Raw genomic sequence first — 17806 nt, 5'->3', positions numbered from 1 at the left:
GAACACCTCTGCGGTCCGCGAGAACACGACCGGCTGCCGCGGTACGGGCCGCGACCCACCCCTTGCACGGCGATCGCACAGGAAGGTGTCCGATGAACCTCATATCCCAGGCTCTGCCCGTCGCCGCTCCGGCCATTGGCTGGGCCACCCACGCCTTTGTCCTGGTCCGTCGGCTGCGTACCGCCCGTACGGACCGGCTGACCGGGCTGATGTGCCGCGAGGAGTTCACCTCCCGGGCGTCGCGGGCGATCCGGCATCCGCATGCGGCGGTGCTGCTGCTGGACCTCAATGGCTTCAAGCAGATCAATGACACCCATGGCCATGCGGCCGGGGACCGGGTGCTGGCCGCGGTCGGCCGCCGGCTGGCCGCCTGGTGCCAGGCGCACCACGGGTTCGCCGCCCGGCTGGGCGGTGATGAGTTCACCGCCGTGGTGCGGCTGGCCCCGGACGCCGATCTGGATGCCGAACTGGCCTACGGGCTCTCCGCGTACCTCTCCGCACCGCTGGACGCGGGGGGCGTGACCCTGGCGCCGCACGCCTCCATCGGGCTGTGCCGGGTGGCGCAGTGGCCGGGGGCGGGGCTGCCGGAGCTGCTGCGCGCGGCGGACGAGGCCATGTACGCAGCGAAGCGGCAGGGGCACCATTGGTGTCCTGCCGCTTCGGAGTTGGCGCACCGGGCGGGGCCGGCGCGCCGCGCGGGGGCCGGGCGCCGGGGGGCGCAGCTGACCTTGCTGCTGCCGCCGGTGCGGCGCAGCGCGTCGTAGAGATCGGGGGGTCGGGGGCTCGTTGCCGCTTCCCCGCCTGTGGTGGGCTTGCCCGTGAGTGGCCGGGCGTTGTCGGCGGCTGCGGACCGTAAGCCGCCGCCTGGGCGGGGATACCGGGCCTACTTCGCGTCACTGTTGAACTTCGCCGTTGACCAGAAGTAACCCAGCACCGCCAGCCCCACGCACCACACCACCGCGAGCCAGCCGTTGTGGCCGATGTGGCCGCCGAGCAGCAGCCCCCGGAGCGTCTCTATCGCCGGAGTGAACGGCTGGTACTCGGCCACCGGCCGGAACCAGCCCGGCATCGAGTGCACCGGCACAAAGGTGCTGGACAGCAGCGGCAGCAGAATCAGCGGCATCGCATTGTTGCTGGCAGCCTCCGCGTTGGGGCTGCTCAGCCCCATCCCCACCGCGATCCAGGTGAGCGCCGTTGCGAAGAGCACCAGCAGCCCGAACGCCGCCACCCACTCCAGCACGCCCGCCCCCGAGGACCGGAACCCGATGGCCACCGCCACGGCTCCCACCAGAGCCACGCTCATCACACACTGCAGCACGCTGCCGATGACATGTCCTACGAGCACCGAGGGGCGGTGGATGGCCATGGTGCGGAAGCGGGCGATGATGCCCTCGTTCATATCGGTGGAGACGGAGACCGCGGTTCCGATGGTGGTGCTGCCGGTGGTCATCAGCAGCAGGCCGGGAACGATATAGGCGATGTACTTGGCCCGGTCCGGACCGCCGCCGTCTATGCCCGCGCTCATCACATCACCGAAGACATAGACGAAGAGCAGCAGCAGCATCACCGGGGTGAGCAGCAGATTCAGCGTCATGGACGGATAGCGGCGGGCATGCAGCAGATTGCGGCGCAGCATCGTGGACGAGTCGCGCAGGGCGAGGGAGAAGGAGCTCATCGGACGCCCTCCTTGGGCTGGTCGGTCCGGCCGGTGCCGGTCAGGGCGAAGAACACATCGTCGAGGTCGGGGGTGTGCACGGTCAGTTCGTCGGCCTCGATGCCGACGGAGTCCAGCCAGTCGAGGATGGAGCGCAGTTCGCGCTGGCTGCCGTCGCTGGGGATCTGGAGCGACAGCGCCTCGTCGTCCCGTGTGATGTCACGCATGGCGGAGGCGGCCGACTGGTACGTACCCGGGTCGGTGAAGCGGAGCCGGATATGGCCGCCCGGGATCTGCCGCTTCAGTTCGTCCGCCGTGCCCTCGGCGGCGATCCTGCCGTCATTGAGCACCGCGATGCGGTCGGCGAGTTCGTCGGCCTCCTCCAGATACTGAGTGGTGAGGAAGACGGTGACACCGTCGGAGACCAACTCCCGGACGATTTCCCACATGTTGTGGCGGCTGCGCGGGTCCAGGCCGGTGGTCGGCTCGTCCAGGAAGATGATCCGCGGGTTGCCGACCAGGGTCATGGCGATGTCCAGGCGGCGCTTCATACCGCCGGAGTAGGTGGCGGCGGGCTTTTTCGCGGCCGCGGTCAGGTCGAAGCGTTCCAGCAGCTCGGCGGCGACCCGCCGCCCCTCGCGCTTGGACAGGTGATGCAGGTCCGCCATGAGGAGCATGTTCTCCTCGCCGGTGATCAGGCCGTCCACGGCGGAGAACTGCCCGGTGACGCCGATCGCGGCGCGTACCGCCTGCGGTTCGGCGGCGAGGTCATGGCCGCCGACGCGGATCTGGCCGTCATCGGCGCCGGTCAGGGTGGAGAGGATTTTGACTGCGGTGGTCTTGCCGGCGCCATTGGGGCCGAGCAGGGAGAAGATCGTCCCTTCCGGAACGGCCAGGTCGATGCCGTTGAGCACGACCTTGTCGCCGTAGGACTTGCGCAGCCCCTTCGCCGCGATCGCCAGGTTGGTCATGACTGCTGCTCCTCAGAGGCTGCGGGCGGTGATGTCGCCGTGGGCGGTGGTGGCACGGATGTCGAGCTCGGTGTTGCCGTCGTTCTTCAGGGAGTTGCTGATACGGCCGTACGCGGTGCCGGCGTCCAGGGCGGCGGAGACACCGGGGGCGGCGCCGACCGAGATGTCGCCGGACTGGGTGCTGAGGACGAGCTCGCCGCGCATCGCCTCGCGGATCCGGATGTCACCCCGTGCGGTGCTGACCTCCGCCGGGCCGCCCAGCCGGCCGATCTCGACATCGCCGTCGATCGCGGTGAGGCGGAGGCCGGCAGCCTCATCGATCTTGATCTGGCGGTACGCGCCCCGGAACTCGACGTCCCCGAGGCGGCCGACGCCGCGCAGCTCGCAGCAGGAGGTCCTGGCCTCGACCCGGGAGCCGGCCGGCAGCTTGACGGTGACCTCCAGCGACCCGGAGGGCCCGAAGATCTCGTTCTTGGGCTCGCGGTCCCGGATCCGCAGCACACCGTCGGCGTAGCTGACCTCGACCCGCTCGGCCGCCTTTACATCGCGGCCCTTGGCGGGGTTCGCGGGGAGGACCTCGACGACGGTGTCGGCGCGGTCGGCGGCGATGAGCTGGACGCGCCCGGCGGAGATGTCCAGGACGGCGGAGATGGGGGCGGGGGTGGTGAACTTCTGCATTGTCTGCTCCTTGGCCGTGCCGTTCGTTTCCGACAACGGAAAAGCTACGTTGCGTTCGAGGTCCTGGCAACACACTCGTTGCGCAACATTGACGTATTTGCAGGTCACAGCCGATAAATCGTTGCAACGGTCCTACAAGTAACGCAACGTCAGCCGTGACCGCCGTTGCAATGAAGTGGAAGGAAACGCTATACTGGGGGCATCGGGGAAACGCGAAGGGAGATCGCAGTGCCGGGAGGCAGGCTCACTCAGCAGGAACGCCAGCAGATCGCGCTGGGACTGGCCGACGGCCTGGCCTATGCGGAGATCGCCAGACGCCTTGACCGGCCGACCTCAACGGTCACCCGTGAGGTGATGCGCAACGGCGGCCCCACCGCCTACCGCGCCGACCTGGCCCACCGCGCCACCGAGCGCCGCGCCCACCGGCGCAAGCAGGCCGCGCCCCGGGGGCCGGCGGTGTCCGAGCAGGCTCATGGCCGCGACCCGGAGGCGGTGCGCGAGTACGAGGAGGTGTTCACCACCGTCCTCATGGCATCCGGCACGCCCAAGATGATGGCCCGGGTGCTGGCCTGTCTGTGCATCAGCGATACGGGCAGCCTCACCGCGGCGGAGCTGGTCCAGCGGCTTCAGGTCAGCCCGGCGTCCATCTCCAAGGCGGTGGCGTTCCTGGAGAGCCAGGGCCTTATCCGCCGGGAGCGGGACGAGCGCCGCCGCGAGCGGTACATCGTGGACAACGATGTCTGGTACCAGTCGATGATGGCCAGCGTTCACGGCACGAGGAGTATCGCCGAGACCGCACGGCAGGGCGTCGGCGTCCTGGGCCGCGGCACGCCGGCCGCGGAGCGGCTGGAAAACGTCGCGCGCTTCCTGGACTTCATCTCCGAGAGCATGGAGCGGGCGGCGGACCAGGTGCGGGAAGTCCTCCACACGAGCCCGGGTTCCTAACGCGGCCGCAGCCGCACGGCGCCCTTGGCCCGCCGCAGGCGCAACGCACCCGCAGCCGCCAATGGCGCCCGCCCCGAGCAGGAGAGTCCAGCCAACCCGGGTGACCTCCACGGGTGGCGCGGGGTGGGGTAGCCCGCCGCAGGCGCAACGCACCCGCACCCGCCAACGGCGCCCAGCCCCAGCAGGAAAGCCCAACCAACCCGGACTACCTCCACGGGTGGCGCGGGGCGGGGCAAGCCCGCCGCAGGCGGAAACGGCGCCGCACCCGGCAACGGACATACGCAGGAGCGCGGGTGCGGGCCGCACGTGGCTGGTCGCGCAGTTCCCAGCGCCCCTGAGGGGGCACCCCCAAACGCAGGGGCTAGCCCCGCTTCCGGCCGCCCCGTTCCGCAACGAACGACCCCATGCCCTGGGTCGTAATGATCAGCCCCTCCTCGCGCAAAGCGGCCGTAACCTTGCGCACCGTCCCACGGGCGACGCCGAACTCCTCTTCCAGCCGCACCTCCGAAATCTTGTGGTGCTCCGGGTACTCGCCCGTCGCGATGCGCTTGCGGATGACCTCGGCGATCTGGGCCCACTTCGGGCGCGTGGGATTGAACTCCATCACGCGGGTGACTGTACGCACGAATATCCGTGTGCTCATAGACCTGGATGTCCGTGTATATCCATGGACAGGGCTGAACAGGTCCGCCTACCGTGTGGGCACACCACCGACCGGTGACTCCGACCACCCACCCAACAGGAGCGGAGCCCCATGCCTACGCAACCCAACCCCGCCCCCACCCAAGACCCCCAACCCGGCACCTACGTCGTAGACACCCGAACCGGCCGACTGGGCCAAGTCATGGCCAGGGAAGGCAAGTTCCTGCAACTGCGCCCACCCCGAGGCGGGCTCGAATGGGACGCGGAACCCCACGCCGTACGCCCCGCCACCCCCGCCGAGCGGTTGACCGCCAACGTCCAGGCCGCCAACTCCGCGAGCAGGCGCACCGGATGAGCACAACCCGCACCCTCCGGCCGGAGGCCGAGTGCGCCACACCCGTCACCTTCGCCATGCACTGCACCGTCTGCGGCGCCGCCTCCCGCCCGGACCCGGAATTCGAAGCGGCCCACGACTGGGCCACCCAGCACCTCGACGGCAACCCCACCCACACCACCTACCGCGAGGTCATCCACCGCCACTGGCGAGCGAGTTGACCTGACAGACCTCACACTTTCTCGGCCCTCGCCGTCCGGCCGCAGCCCGTGCGTGGCCGGACGCGCAGTTCCCCGTGCCTGACCTCTCCCACGTGTCACCACTGTCACGACCGTCACCGTCCCGCCGCAAGGCCGTAGCGAACCGTACATAGCCGAACCCGAGCGGACCGGACACCTCACCACGTCATGCAATGATCATGACAGTCACTCAGTGAGCAGCCTGATCACAGCGCTGCGCACCACGCACTACGCATCACGCACCACGGGGGAACCACGCAATGAACGCCATCAACACCCGTAAGGCCGCCCTGCGGCTGAGCGGTCTCCTGGCCATCGGCGCTCTCGCCCTGACCGCCTGCGGTCCGGACGACAAGCCCGCCGACGCCAGCTCGCCGAGCTCGTCCAGCTCGTCCAAGCCGGCCGCCGGCGCCAGTGCCAACGCCACCGCACCCACCGGCGCGAACACTCCGGGCAACAGCGGCGACACCAACAGCGGCGACGCCCAGGCCGGGCAAACCCTGAAGATGGGTCAGGCGGCCCACCTTCCGTTCAGTTACGGCACCACCACCAAGGGCAGGATCGACCTGGCCGTCACCTCGATCGAGCAGGGCAACCCGGCCGACCTGGCCTCGCTGAACCTCGGCGACCAGGTGAAGGGCAAGGTGCCCTACTACATCCGCTACACCATCACCAACACCGGTAACACGGACCTGGCTTACAGCACCGTGGGCCATATGAAGGGCCTGCTGCCGGACGGCACCGAGGCGCAAGACGTCATGGTCATAGGCGACTTCGACAAGTGCAAGCGCGAGGACCTGCCGAGCGGCTTCACCCAGGGCAAGACCGCTCAGGGCTGCGCCGTGTCGCTCGCACCCTCGTCCTCGGTGAAGGTCGCCGCGGCCGAGTACTGGGGCGAGCCCTTCACCCTGGGCAAGGGCATCACCTGGAAGTAGGACCGGGGCCAACTCCCCTGGTTTCAGGCGTCGTCGGGCGGTTCATCGGTACCGTCCCGGCGGCGCAGCCCCGTCTCCACGGCCCCGATCACCACCCGGGCGGCCACGCCCAGGAGCAGGATGTCGGCGGCCATCTGCACCATGGTGACGATCCGGGCGCTGTCCGAGTGCGGGACGATATCGCCGAAACCGACCGTGCTGAACACGGTGACCGTGAAGTACAGGGCGGCGGTGCGGCTGAGCGAAGTGCTGAAGCTGCCGGGCTCATTGCGCTCCAGCAGGTAGTACACGGCGCTGAACAGCAGCAGGAACAGCGGCACCACCGTGGCCAGCATCTCCACCGCCCGCAGCCGGGGCGTGGCGGAGTACCCGATGGAACGGCACTGCCGGAGGAAGAGCAGCAGCACCCCGAGGAGTCCCAGGACCAGGCTGACGCCGGTACCGCCCCGTACCCGCTCGTCCAGCGGCAGCAGATAGTAGGCCAGCACCAGGCCGGTCGCGGTGGCCAGCGGGCGCAGGGCCGCCATAACCGGCGTACGGCGCCGGTCCGGCGCCCTCATCGGCGGGCCTCCCGGCGTTCGCGGTAGCGGTATCCGATGACGGAGCCGAGGTGGATGACCACCCCCACCGCCACCACCCAGGACAGGATGATCATGACTACGCCGATGGGGCCGTAGCGCTGCTCATTGGTGACGATCGCCTGGGAGAAGTAGAGCGCGGAGAAGACGCCCAGCCCCATCCAGCAGAAGGCGGTGACCAGCGCCGCCGGAAGGAGTTCCCGCCAGGGCACCGTTCCGGCCAGCAGGACCGCCATGCTCCACCACCAGAACAGCGTGGACAGGACGAACCCGACGAGGAAGGGCAGCACCGGACCGCCGACCTTGCCCAGCGCCCGCCCGGCGACGGCATGCGCGGCCCCGTAGCCGAGGATCGAGGCCAGCCAGAGCAGCCGGACGGCCATCACCCGCCAGCCGTGCACCGATACCCCGAACACCCTGGCGTACCAGTTCTGCAGGGTGCCGGCGACGGTGAGGGCGGCGAGCACCAGCATCACCACGCTCACCACCGTCAGACCGCTGGAGTTGCTGCCGGAGTTGAAGAGGGTGGCCACGGCCTGGGACGCCCGGTGGTCCAGGCCCAGCCAGCCGGCGAGCACCGCGGCCGTACTGCGGTCCGCCGCGCTGGTGATCACGATCAGCAGGGGGAAGAAGCAGAGGATCGCCAGCGCCGCCAGCTGGAAGGAGTTGCCGAAGAAGTCCACCGCGGTGAGCCGGGACCACAGGGTGCCGGCCTCGCCGGCCCTGAGGTGCTCCACGGCGGTACGCCGCTTGTGATCCAGGGCGGTCAGCCGGGGGTGCTCATGCCCGCCCCGGTGACCGGGGTGCCGGGCCGTCCCATGCCCGTGCGGCCGGAACCGCCCGGACCGCTCGGACCGCCGGGGCCGCCCGAACCGCCAGGGGCGCCCGGACGGCTCGGACGGGCCACACCGTTCGGACGGCTCGGACGGGCCGGACGGCTCCGACCGCCCGGATGGCCCGGGCGGCTGGGACGGCTCGGACGACCCAGAGGCCCCAGGCCGCCCGGACGGCTCAGACGGCCCAGACCGCCCGGACGACCCGGATGGCTGGGACGGCCCGGATGCCCCCGACGGACCAGACGATCCAGACGGCCCGGACCGCCCGGACCGCCCGGACGACCCCGAAGGGCCAGACGGGCCGGAAGAGCCGGAAGAGCCGGAAGAGCCGGCCCCCTCAGGGCCGTGGTCCGTCATGGCACCGCCCGGGAATCCACGTCCCCGGCGCGGCCCGGGGCGAGGAACTCACGGATGGCGAACGCCCCCAGCACGGCCACCACGAACCAGAAGACCACCAGCGCGGTCGGATGCGCCCAGAATGCGAACACCAGGGCGGCGACCAGCAGGATCGCCACCCCGATCGGTCGCCGGAACCGCCGGGTGAACCGCTCGGCCGGACCGGCCCGGAACCCGGCCGACTCCGCGACCCGCCGCATCGCGGCGATCCCGCTGCCGCAGGCGGTGCGCACGGTGACCGCCGGGTGCGAGGGCCCGGTGAGAAAGGCCCCGATCGCCACCGCCGCCGCCAGCACGCCCACCGCCCGTACCGCCTGTCGCAGGAACCGCACCAGTGCGTCATAGACGGCGCCCGCCGCGCCGGGTGAGACACCGCCCGGAAGGTGGTCCAGATAGAAGGACCGGAACACCGCCAGCGCGACCCCCAGCACCACCATGGCCACCACCAGGCCCAGCGCCGCCCCGATCAGCGCCTTGCGCCGGCCGGTGGCCAGGAAGACGCCGAGCGCGGCGATCAGCACGGTGATCAGCGGCAGCCAGTCACCGGCCAGCCCCAGCAGCCGGAACCAGGTCTTGTACCGGGCCAGGTCCGGGGAGTCGAAGACCACGAAGTCGGTATGCACCGGCGGAATGCGCCCGGCGACGTCCAGCCCGGCGTCCACCAGTCGCTTCTTGACCCGGTCCAGCGCGGGTGCCAGGTCCACGGTCACCTGGTCGCCCTTGATCCCCAGCACCCCGCCGCCCCGGCCGCTCAACGCCTTCTCAAAGGCGTTGTGGGAGGCGCGGAGCGCGCCGGTCCAGACGGTGGCGAACTGCTTGCTGGACACCACCCGGTGCGCCACATCGTGCACCAGGCTGGTCAGACCCTTGTCGATCGGCCCGCTGAGCCGATGGATCAGGTCGGCCGCCCGGGGCGGCACCCCCTGCTCGGACGCCGCCCGGGACAACTGGCCGACCAGGGACGGGATATCGGCCTTGTCCACCACGGTGGTGGCAATCCGTTTGGCCGCGGCGTCCCGCACCGCGGAGTCGCCGGCCAACGGCGCCATGGTGGCCACAAAGCGGTCGGTGTCCGCCACCTGATCGTGCGCCCACACCGCCAGTACGGCCGGCATGGACAGCACCGCGGCGATGACGATCAGCACCACGGCGGCGGCGTTGCGCAGCGGCCGCCCAGGGCCGCGCCGCGCCGCACCGGCCTCCAGCCGGTCCAGCCGGTTACGCAGCCTGCGTAGTTCATCCGAGCTCGGCTCTGGCGGGCCCTCCGGCTCCGGACCCTCGTCACTGGGCGGCATGTCGTCCTCTCCGCGCGTGATTCCGCCACAAGGCGAGGTGGTTTCGACTGCTCGCCAGTCAAACCCGGCCGCCGCCCGAAGGCGACCGGAACTCCGCCGAGCGGGCGGCGAGGGGTGCGGGCGCTTGGCCGGCTGACGGCTCTTGGCCTACGGCTGGGGCGCCCCATCAGGGGCGCGGGGAACTGCGCGACCAGCCACACACAGCCCGCACCTGGCACATGTCCGAGCCGCCGACAGCCTGCCCTTCGGGCCTGCGCCCCAAGGGCGGTCCCATGAGGGCTCCCCTCCGAGGGCGGGCTGCCCCGGTCCGGGCCGGGAGGACTGTCCCCGGAGGGGCTAACTTCCCGCGTTTCCCTACGAGTTGGGTACTGACGCGCCGGACACCCCCGACGCACCGTCCAAAGCCGAAGCGGCGCCCAAATCGGCCAAGGCCCCGTCCGCACTGTCCGCACTGTCCGTGCCGTCCGCACCAACCCCCACCGCGCCCAGCCCACCCAAGGCGGAGTCGATGGCCTCCTCCAGGACCGCCCGGGACCGGATCAGGTCGGCGATTTTCCCGTTGATGCGATCCCGCTCCGCGACCAGCTCGCTGACCAGCCGACCGGTGGCGGCCTCACTGGGACCCCCGTCCTCGTCCCGCAGGCAGGGCAGCAGCTGAGCGATCTTCCTGCTGCACAGCCCGGCCGCGTAGAGAGCCTGGATGCGGATCACCCGGTCCACCGCCCATTCCCCATAGTTGCGGTGACCACCGGGTGTCCGCTCCGAACGCAGCAGCCCCTGCTGTTCGTAGTAGCGCAGCGACCGCTCGCTGACTCCACTGCGCCGGGCGAGTTCACCTATCCGCAACCCTCATCCCCCCTCCCTGACCGCGCACTTGAATCTGACACCGGTGTCAACTTCTACCGTACGGACATGGCGAACACCCCACACGACTCCCGCCTCTTCGACCCCACCCGCCTCGGCCCGCTCCCACTCCCCAACCGGCTGGCGATGGCCCCGCTGACCCGTAACCGCGCCGGCGCCGACGGCGTCCCCGGCCCGCTGATGGCCGCCTACTACGCCCAGCGGGCCTCCGCGGGTCTGATCATCGCCGAGGGCACCACGCCCAACGCGGTGGGCCAGACCTACCCCAACATCCCCGGAATCCATACCGAGGCCCAGGTGGCCGGATGGCGCGGCGTCACCGAGGCGGTGCGGCGGGCAGGCGGCCGGATGTTCCTGCAACTGCAGCACGGCGGCCGGGTCGGCCACCCCGACAACAGCGGGCTGACGCCCGTCTCCCCGTCTCCCATCCCGCTCCCCGAGACGATCCACACCCCGAGTGGACGTCAACCGGCCTTGGTCCCACGGGAGATGAGCACCGCCGACATCCGCTCCACCGTGGCCGACTTCGCCACGGCCGCCCGTAACGCCGTGGCGGCGGGCTTCGAGGGCGTGGAGGTGCACTCCGCCAACGGCCACCTCCTCCACCAGTTCCTCTCCCGCAACACCAACCACCGCACCGACGCCTATGGCGGCCCGGCCTCCCACCGCGTCCGGTTCGTAGTGGAGGTGGCCCATGCCGTGGCAGAGGCGATCGGCCCCGAGCGGGTCGGGATTCGTATATCCCCCGGAAACACCGTCAACGGCATCCGGGAAGACGACACCGAGGCCCTCTACCCCACCCTCGTCCAGGCCCTGGCGGACACCGGCCTCGCCTATCTGCACCTGGTCTTCGCCGATCCGGACCAGCCCCTCTTCCAGGAGATCCGCAAGCTGTGGCCGGGCACCCTGATCGCCAACCCGGCACTGGGCCCCGTCCTCCCCGCCGACGGCGGCCGCCGGGCGGGCGAACGGCTGCTGGACGCCGGCGCCGAGCTGATCGCCCTCGGCCGCGCCTTCCTGGCCAACCCAGACCTGCTGGAACGGCTACGCACCGGCGCCCCGCTCAACCCCGTACGGGACGAGTACGCCATGTACACCGGCGGCGAGACCGGCTACACCGACTACCCCCCGCTGGCCGCGGCCGCTTAGGCAGCGTCTGGCGGCAGGGCCATGCCATCGGCCGGGTACGGCCCCTCTGGTCCGGTCCGCCCGGCGCGCAGCGTCCCAGCGATCGGCCAACGGCCAACCGCACAGGCAGGCCCCGGGGGTCCCCTACGGCACCCGCCAAATGTTGTCGAACGCCTCCTGCTCAATCGCCCGGCGCTGCCGTACCCCCTCCAGCTCCACCACCGCCCCGACGACCACCGCCAGCACCGCCTCCACCTCCTCATCAGCGACCTCCGGGGTGTCTCCGGCCCCCTCGTCGCGGATCCCCACCGCCGTCGCCAGCGCGAGCAGCACCGGCTCGTCCGCCGCCCACCGGTCCGCCGCCCGGCGGCGATCGGACGAATCGACCAGCGCCACCCGCCCCTCCCGCAACGGCATCCACCCATGCCCCTGCCGCTTGACCAGCCCCTCCCCCTCCAGAGCGGCCAGATAGGCCGGGGCCAGATCACGGCCCCTGCGCCACAGCCAGTCCTCGACCGACTCATACGGCTCTTCCCGCACGAGCGATCCCGCGGCCTGCTCCAGCAACCGGTCCCCCGGCACCATCGCGCCTCCCGGCACAATCCGGTCGTCCCGCAGCGTGACGGCCCCCGCCCCCAGCAGCTCCACCAGCTCCGCTCCCGCCAGCGCGAGCGACATCTCGCCCTGCTCCACGGGGCGGCTGGGGGCCACGTCCATGGCGATGATCATCAAGTCCCGGGGTGTGGTCATGGCAACTCCACCTCAGCCTCGTCGGCTCCTTGTCCTCCCCCTGTCCTTCCTATCCGAGCATGAGCCCGAGGAGACGGCACGCCACCCGAACCCGGGCCGCCGGGCCTGCGACCCACCCCCGCACCACAGCTCCGCCATCCCCCAGCGGCGCGCTCGCCGACCCCGGCGCACCGCAACCCATGCCCCGCTTCACGCGCTGATCGGGGCCGCGATCCGCCTGCGGAAGAAGAGCATGGACGACCTCCTGACAGCAGAGCAGTTGGCCGACAACCGCGGGACTTGGCGCAACATCCCGAGGCCGGCGCCAGGAGACGTCCCGTCACATCCAAAGCCCCGTCCGGGCCCGCTCTGGCACAGGCCACAGATGGGCCACACGCACCGCTCAACTCCAGGAGACCGGTGAGCCAAAGGGAGGCAGGCCCCATGCGAAAGGGGCGTCCCCGAACCAGGGACACCCCTTCTGACCAGCACCTACGCTGACCTTGGCGGAGGCTGTGGGATTTGAACCCACGGTGACATCGCTGCCACGACGGTTTTCAAGACCGTTCCCTTCGGCCGCTCGGGCAAGCCTCCCCGCGCCCGGCTGCCCGCCGCTGCGCGGGGACAGCCTACCGGGTCGGGGTCAGGGATGGCCCAGGGGTTGCCACGCCTCGGGGAGCAGGGCGAAGACGGCGGTGGGGAGGAGTAGGACGAGGGTGACCATCGTCCAGTAGCGGCGGGCGGGCAGCCCGGTCAGTCTCCGGACGAGCACGTTGATGCCCGCCCAGCCGGCCAGGAAGCCGCCGAGTACACCGGTGAGCAGGACGGTCCACAGCGGCAGACCGCTGATACCGGAGGGGTCGCGCTCGGTCCAACCCAGCGCGGCCAGCGGGTAGTTGGCAAGGAACGACCAGGCGTAGCCGAAGGGTACGGTGCCGAAGTAGCCGAGCACGAGGTTGACGGTGATGGGCACGATCCAGCGACGTCCTGCCCCGTGCCGCTTGCGGCTGGAGACGGGACGGCGCTTAGGGCTGCCCGCTGCCGGACGGCGAGTGCGGCCGGGTGCGGGACGGCGGGCTCCGCTGCCGGGGAGGGCACGGCTTTTGCTGCTTGGGGCCGGGCCGCCCGAGGCGGGACGGCTTCGGGTGCTCGGCGTGGGGCGAGGCTTCGCGCTCCCGGCAGGTCGCCCTTTGCCGCCCGAGGCGGGACGTCCCTTCCCGGCCGGGACGGGACGACGTTGCGCGCTCGGCGCGGGGCGGCCCTTGCTGCCCGGTGCAGGACGTCCCGTGCCGCCCGGCACCGAGCGGGCCTTGCCATTCACCGCAGGGCGTCCCTTGCCGCTCGCCCCAGAGCGAACCTGGCCTCCCGTCTGAGGCCGGCCCCTTCCGGCCCGTGCCGGACGGGCCCCACCTCCCGAGACGGAACCGCTCTTGCCACTCGGTACCGGACGGCCCTTCCCGCCCGGTACCGAGCGCCCCTTGGCACCCGGCGCAGACCGGCCGTTCACACTCGACACAGGGCCACCCCTACCACTTGGTGCCGGGCGGACGCGTCTTGCCGCCCGGCGCAGGACGGACCCTACCGCCCAGGCCAGGACGGTCTTTGCGCTCGGGGCGGACGTGCCTCGGGCCCGCGCCGGGCGACCGCCCGGCCAGGATCGGCCGCTGCCGGTAAGCGGGCCGCCGGCCCATGGCCGACCGCCGGAGCCCGTAAGGGGCGCAGGGCGCCGTCCGGTATGCGGCGTCGCCGGGTGGGCGCCGCCAGCCTTGGACGGCCCGCGCCCGGCATGTGATCCGACAGCAGCCGCAAAGCCGAACTCCCGGCACGGCGCCGGGAGTTCGCATTAACCGCAAGTAACCGCGAGTCCTACTTGTCGCCCCTGCGCTCGCCCAGCGTGACCTGAGTCGTCGCCTGCTTGCCGTCGCGGACGTAGGTCACCGTGACCTTGGTGCCGGGCTGGTGGGTCCAGATCTCACTGATCAACGTGGGGCCGCTGTCGATCTTGGTGTCGTCGAGGCGGGTGATCACATCGCCGGGCTTGAGACCCGCCTTGTCGGCCGGACCGCCGGGGGTGACGGCGGGGTCGCCGTTGCTGCCGCTGGAGGCGATCTTGGCGCCGCCGCCGGAGTCCTTCATGTTCACCGTGGCCTCGATGACCGGGTACACCGGCTGGCCCGTCTTGATCAGCTGCTCGGCCACATTCTTGGCCTGGTTGATCGGGATGGCGAAGCCCAGGCCGATGCTGCCGGACTGGCCCTGGCCGCCGCCGAGGCCGCCACCGTTGCCCGCGGACTGGATCGCGGAGTTGATGCCGATGACCGCGCCCTGCGAATTGAGCAGCGGGCCACCGGAGTTGCCGGGGTTGATGGAGGCGTCCGTCTGCAGGGCGCTCATATAGGAGGAGGCGCCGCCGCCACCGCCGTCCGAGGAGGCCACCGGGCGGTTCTTGGCGCTGACGATGCCGGTGGTGACCGTACCGGAGAGCCCGAAGGGGGCGCCGATGGCGACCGTGGCGTCGCCCACCGCGGCCTTGTCGGAGTCGCCCAGCGGCAGCGGGTTGAGGGTGGCGCCGGAAGGGTTCTTCAGCTTGATGACGGCCACGTCATAGCCCTGGGCCCGGCCGATCACCTCGGCGTCGTACTGCTTGCCGTTGGAGAAGGTCACCGAGAGCTTGCCGCCGTCGGCGGCCGAGGCGACCACATGGTTGTTGGTGAGGATGTGGCCCTGCTTGTCATAGACGAAGCCGGTGCCGGTGCCGCCGTCACCGCTGTTGCTCTGCGCCTCGATGGTGACCACGCTGGGCAGCGCCTTGCTGGCGATGTCGGCCACCGAACCGGGGGTACGGCTCTGCACCTTGGGGTCCGCGGCGGCGGAGATGGTGGTGGAGCCATTGTCGTTGTGGGTGGCGGCCCAGTAGCCGATACCGCCACCGATGCCGCCCGCAACCAGGGCGGCGGCCACCACCGCGGCGAGCAGCCCGCCCACGCCCTTGCGGCGGGGCGGCTGAGCGGGCATGCCCCAGGGCGCGCCGGGACCGCCCGGACCGGCGGGGCCGCCGGGCGGCGGACCGTACGGCAGCGGGGCGCCGGCCGCGTTGTACCAGGCGCCGGTGGGGGCACCGGCCGCCTCCGGGGAGACAGCGGGCTGCTGAGCGGTGGCGCCGGGCGCACCGGCGGAAGCGGCGGCTTCGTGGGCACCGGGAGAAGCGGGGGCACCGGCCGGCGGCACCGGCGGCGCGGCAGACGATGCGGCCGAGGCGGACGAGGCAGGGGGAGCGGCCGGAGCGTCCGGTACGGCCGGGGCGGGCGGCGCAGCCGGGGCGGCCGAAGAGCCCGCGGCCGGAGTGTCCGCGGCCGGAGTGTCCGCGGGCGCAGAAGACCCGGCGTCGGAGCGCGGAGTCTCCGGCACCCCCGTGGCCGGAGACTCCGTCTGCGGCCCGGCCGCGGACGTAGTCGCGGCGCCCTCGTTCTCGGTGCTCACGGCTTCTCCTCATCAGGTACACGTCAGTCGGTTCACGCCCGGGCCACTCCGGCCCCAGCATCCCCCATGACGCATCAGAGCGTCGTAAACGGAGTCTGTGCGCCGAGAACGGATGCCACCGGAGAGCCGCAGGAAAACCAGCCGGCAACCAGATGGCAGCCAACTGGAGACCAGGCGGCCGGAGCTCCGGGCGGCCGGCCGGACCAGGGCCGGACAACGGGTCCATGCGCGATTGTGCCAGGCGGTGGCACCATAACGCGGTGACCTATGCGCACCCCGCCCGGGACGGTCTGCGGCTCGGGCGCCACTCGCCGGCCGTCGTCGCCCACCGCGGAGCCTCCGAGGACGCGCCGGAACACACCCTGGCCGCGTACCGCAAGGCGATCGAGGACGGCGCGGACGGCCTGGAGTGTGACGTCCGGCTGACCGCCGACGGCCACCTGGTCTGTGTGCACGACCGCCGGATCAACCGCACCTCCAACGGCCGCGGCGCCGTCTCCGCCCTGGAGCTGGCCGATCTGGCCGCCCTGGACTTCGGCTCCTGGAAGGGCCGGGCCGCCGACCCGGAGGAGCCCGACCAGCAGACCCCCGACCCGGACAGCACCGCGGTGCTCACTCTGGAGCGGCTGCTGGAGCTGGTCGCCGACTCCGGCCGGCGGATCGAGCTGGCCATCGAGACCAAGCACCCGACCCGCTGGGCCGGGCAGGTGGAGGAGCGGCTGCTGGCGCTGCTCGGCCGGTTCGGCCTGGCCGAGCCGCCGCCCGGCCAGGTCTCCCCGGTGCGGGTGATGAGCTTCTCGGCCCGTTCCCTGCAACGGATCCAAGCGGCGGCGCCGGGCATCCCGACCGTCTATCTGATGCAGTTCGTCTCTCCCCGGCTGCGGGACGGACGGCTGCCGGGCGGCGTACGGATCGCCGGGCCCAGCGTCCGGATCGTCCGCAGCCACCCCGGCTATGTGGCCCGGCTGCACCGCGCGGGACACCGGGTGCATGTATGGACGGTCAATGAACCCGAGGATGTCGAACTCTGCCTGCGGCTGGGCGTGGACGCGATCATCACCAACCGCCCCAGGGCGGTGCTCACCCAACTCGGCCGTCGCTAGGGCGCCTTGGCCAGGGTTCGCCAACAACCGTACGCGCGTGCCCCATTACCCGGAGTGCACCGGCGCGTTCGGTCCGTGTCCGGGGCCGCTGAGTGACCCCGGCCGTTCGCCGTTGGCCGGTTTCCGGTCCAGGCCATTGGGGCATCCATCCCCTGACGTGGGGCAAAGGAGGTCTCGGGGGTGGCGTTGGTGGTGGCACAGGAGGTGCCCACGTCGTCGATCATGGCCGTACCCCATGGTCCCGCCGGTGTGGGTGAGGCAAGACACCGGATGCGCGGGGAACTGCGCGACAGCGGGGTACCGGAGCCGGTCATCGACGACGCCGTACTGATTCTTTCGGAGTTGCTCAGCAACGCGTACCGGCATGGACGCCCGCTGAGCCGGGAGAACGGCGGGAAAGCGGGGCAGGGCGGTGGCGGTGTGCTGGCCGCCTGGCGGGTGGACGAACGCGGCCGGCTGACCGTGGAGGTCACCGACGGCGGCGGGCCGACCCGCCCGTTTCCGGCCACCCCCTCGGTCACGGCTCGCGGCGGCCGCGGCCTGAACATCATCAGCGCGCTCTCCCAGAGCTGGGGCGTACGCGACTGCGCGGGCGAGGTGACGGTGTGGGCGGCGCTCTCCGCATACACCGGTTTCGCTACGCGCGTTGAGCTCGACGCGGATGTGCGGCTCGACGCGGGGCTGGAACCCGACGAGCTGGATTTCGCCGATCTCGACGAGTCGGCCTGACGACGCGCGTAGATCAACTGCGGGATCGCCAGGCGTGGATCAACTGCCGGGGCAGCACGCGTAGACCGGCGCGTAGCTCGACGCGCAGACCGACGCGTAGATCAACTGCGCCGGTGTCGGCGGGAGTACGCGCGGCAGCACCCAGGAGCATCCGCAGCTCCGGCCACGGCTCCCGGCCGCGGTGACGGTGCGTACGGGCGCCTCCGCCCGGACAACGATGTCCGAGCGTGCCGGGCCTCGCCCCGGCCGAGCGCTAGGCTCGCGCCCGTC

18 protein-coding genes, 1 tRNA gene and 1 pseudogene are annotated in these 17806 nt (G+C 71.5%); 8 read left to right on the top strand and 12 right to left on the bottom strand.

The genetic code is table 11. The features are described from left to right. Window positions 1-92 precede the first annotated feature (92 nt). Window positions 93-764: a GGDEF domain-containing protein gene (locus tag CV755_RS24120; protein WP_109282376.1), complete on the top strand. Its 672-nt coding sequence runs from the start codon at window positions 93-95 to the stop codon at window positions 762-764. Window positions 765-883: 119 nt separating this feature from the next. Here CV755_RS24120 and CV755_RS24115 read toward each other — a convergent pair whose 3' ends face one another. Genes CV755_RS24115 through CV755_RS24105 form a run of 3 tightly spaced genes read right to left on the bottom strand, consistent with a single transcriptional unit; the run spans window position 884 to window position 3303 of the window. After that, window positions 884-1675 carry an ABC transporter permease gene (locus CV755_RS24115; protein ID WP_109282375.1) on the bottom strand — a complete coding sequence of 264 codons (792 nt, stop codon included), beginning with the start codon at window positions 1673-1675 and terminating at the stop codon, window positions 884-886. After that, window positions 1672-2625, bottom strand: coding sequence for an ATP-binding cassette domain-containing protein (locus CV755_RS24110; RefSeq protein ID WP_109282374.1), 954 nt, complete (start codon window positions 2623-2625; stop codon window positions 1672-1674). The genes CV755_RS24115 and CV755_RS24110 overlap by 4 nt, the downstream gene beginning before the upstream one ends. A 12-nt stretch (window positions 2626-2637) precedes the next feature. Next, window positions 2638-3303: a DUF4097 family beta strand repeat-containing protein gene (locus CV755_RS24105; RefSeq protein WP_109282373.1), complete on the bottom strand. Its 666-nt coding sequence runs from the start codon at window positions 3301-3303 to the stop codon at window positions 2638-2640. Between the two features lie 228 nt (window positions 3304-3531). Between CV755_RS24105 and CV755_RS24100 the strand changes: the two genes are divergently transcribed. Beyond that, window positions 3532-4248 carry a GbsR/MarR family transcriptional regulator gene (locus CV755_RS24100; protein ID WP_109282372.1) on the top strand — a complete coding sequence of 239 codons (717 nt, stop codon included), beginning with the start codon at window positions 3532-3534 and terminating at the stop codon, window positions 4246-4248. Between the two features lie 361 nt (window positions 4249-4609). On the opposite strand, the gene CV755_RS24095 is transcribed toward CV755_RS24100, so the two are convergent. Beyond that, window positions 4610-4852 carry a GntR family transcriptional regulator gene (locus CV755_RS24095; RefSeq protein WP_422070605.1) on the bottom strand — a complete coding sequence of 81 codons (243 nt, stop codon included), beginning with the start codon at window positions 4850-4852 and terminating at the stop codon, window positions 4610-4612. A gap of 150 nt (window positions 4853-5002) precedes the next feature. On the opposite strand from CV755_RS24095, the gene CV755_RS24090 reads away from it, so the two are divergent. The 3 genes from CV755_RS24090 to CV755_RS24080 all read left to right on the top strand — a co-directional run bounded on the left by CV755_RS24090 (window position 5003) and on the right by CV755_RS24080 (window position 6398). Further along, window positions 5003-5245 carry a hypothetical protein gene (locus tag CV755_RS24090; protein ID WP_109282371.1) on the top strand — a complete coding sequence of 81 codons (243 nt, stop codon included), beginning with the start codon at window positions 5003-5005 and terminating at the stop codon, window positions 5243-5245. Then, window positions 5242-5445: a DUF7848 domain-containing protein gene (locus tag CV755_RS24085; protein WP_109282370.1), complete on the top strand. Its 204-nt coding sequence runs from the start codon at window positions 5242-5244 to the stop codon at window positions 5443-5445. Before CV755_RS24090 ends, CV755_RS24085 begins: the two co-directional genes overlap by 4 nt. Window positions 5446-5723: 278 nt before the next feature. Further along, window positions 5724-6398 (top strand): hypothetical protein, encoded by a 675-nt coding sequence (locus tag CV755_RS24080; protein ID WP_109282369.1) that lies wholly within the window; start codon window positions 5724-5726, stop codon window positions 6396-6398. 23 nt (window positions 6399-6421) lie between these two features. Here the strand turns inward: CV755_RS24080 and CV755_RS24075 are convergent, their stop codons facing one another. The 4 genes and pseudogenes from CV755_RS24075 to CV755_RS24060 all read right to left on the bottom strand — a co-directional run. Continuing rightward, the gene (locus CV755_RS24075; protein WP_109282368.1) at window positions 6422-6958 is read right to left on the bottom strand and encodes a potassium channel family protein; all 537 of its coding nucleotides are present in this window, start codon (window positions 6956-6958) and stop codon (window positions 6422-6424) included. Then, complete coding sequence (locus tag CV755_RS24070) at window positions 6955-7713, bottom strand: YhjD/YihY/BrkB family envelope integrity protein (RefSeq protein ID WP_241561377.1); 759 nt, start codon at window positions 7711-7713, stop codon at window positions 6955-6957. The genes CV755_RS24075 and CV755_RS24070 overlap by 4 nt, the downstream gene beginning before the upstream one ends. Window positions 7714-8165: 452 nt before the next feature. Continuing rightward, the gene (locus tag CV755_RS24065; protein WP_241561376.1) at window positions 8166-9503 is read right to left on the bottom strand and encodes a hypothetical protein; all 1338 of its coding nucleotides are present in this window, start codon (window positions 9501-9503) and stop codon (window positions 8166-8168) included. A 498-nt stretch (window positions 9504-10001) separates the two neighbouring features. Continuing rightward, a pseudogene (locus tag CV755_RS24060) lies at window positions 10002-10349 on the bottom strand (MerR family transcriptional regulator); the annotation flags it as partial. 66 nt (window positions 10350-10415) lie between these two features. On the opposite strand from CV755_RS24060, the gene CV755_RS24055 reads away from it, so the two are divergent. Continuing rightward, complete coding sequence (locus tag CV755_RS24055) at window positions 10416-11516, top strand: alkene reductase (protein ID WP_109282366.1); 1101 nt, start codon at window positions 10416-10418, stop codon at window positions 11514-11516. A gap of 123 nt (window positions 11517-11639) precedes the next feature. Here CV755_RS24055 and CV755_RS24050 read toward each other — a convergent pair whose 3' ends face one another. From CV755_RS24050 to CV755_RS24035, 4 genes are all read right to left on the bottom strand, one after another. Continuing rightward, window positions 11640-12245: a GOLPH3/VPS74 family protein gene (locus CV755_RS24050; RefSeq protein ID WP_109282365.1), complete on the bottom strand. Its 606-nt coding sequence runs from the start codon at window positions 12243-12245 to the stop codon at window positions 11640-11642. A gap of 483 nt (window positions 12246-12728) precedes the next feature. Next, window positions 12729-12818, bottom strand: a tRNA-Ser gene (locus tag CV755_RS24045). A gap of 49 nt (window positions 12819-12867) precedes the next feature. Continuing rightward, entirely contained in the window at window positions 12868-13197 is a 330-nt protein-coding gene (locus CV755_RS24040) for a hypothetical protein (protein WP_109282364.1), read from the bottom strand. A gap of 893 nt (window positions 13198-14090) precedes the next feature. Then, a complete protein-coding gene (locus CV755_RS24035) occupies window positions 14091-15704 on the bottom strand; it encodes a S1C family serine protease (RefSeq protein WP_109282363.1) in 1614 nt (537 codons plus the stop codon). Between the two features lie 260 nt (window positions 15705-15964). Here CV755_RS24035 and CV755_RS24030 point away from each other — a divergent pair, with 260 nt between their 5' ends. Together CV755_RS24030 and CV755_RS24025 are read left to right on the top strand one after the other, a co-directional pair. Beyond that, entirely contained in the window at window positions 15965-16807 is an 843-nt protein-coding gene (locus tag CV755_RS24030) for a glycerophosphodiester phosphodiesterase (RefSeq protein WP_241561375.1), read from the top strand. Between the two features lie 222 nt (window positions 16808-17029). Further along, complete coding sequence (locus tag CV755_RS24025) at window positions 17030-17536, top strand: ATP-binding protein (protein WP_241561466.1); 507 nt, start codon at window positions 17030-17032, stop codon at window positions 17534-17536. Window positions 17537-17806 lie beyond the last annotated feature (270 nt).

It is taken from the genome of Streptomyces orinoci (assembly GCF_003121295.1).
Classification (GTDB): domain Bacteria; phylum Actinomycetota; class Actinomycetes; order Streptomycetales; family Streptomycetaceae; genus Streptomyces; species Streptomyces orinoci.
Note: the sequence above shows the minus strand (reverse complement) of the source record. Positions and strands in the feature narration are given on the sequence as shown.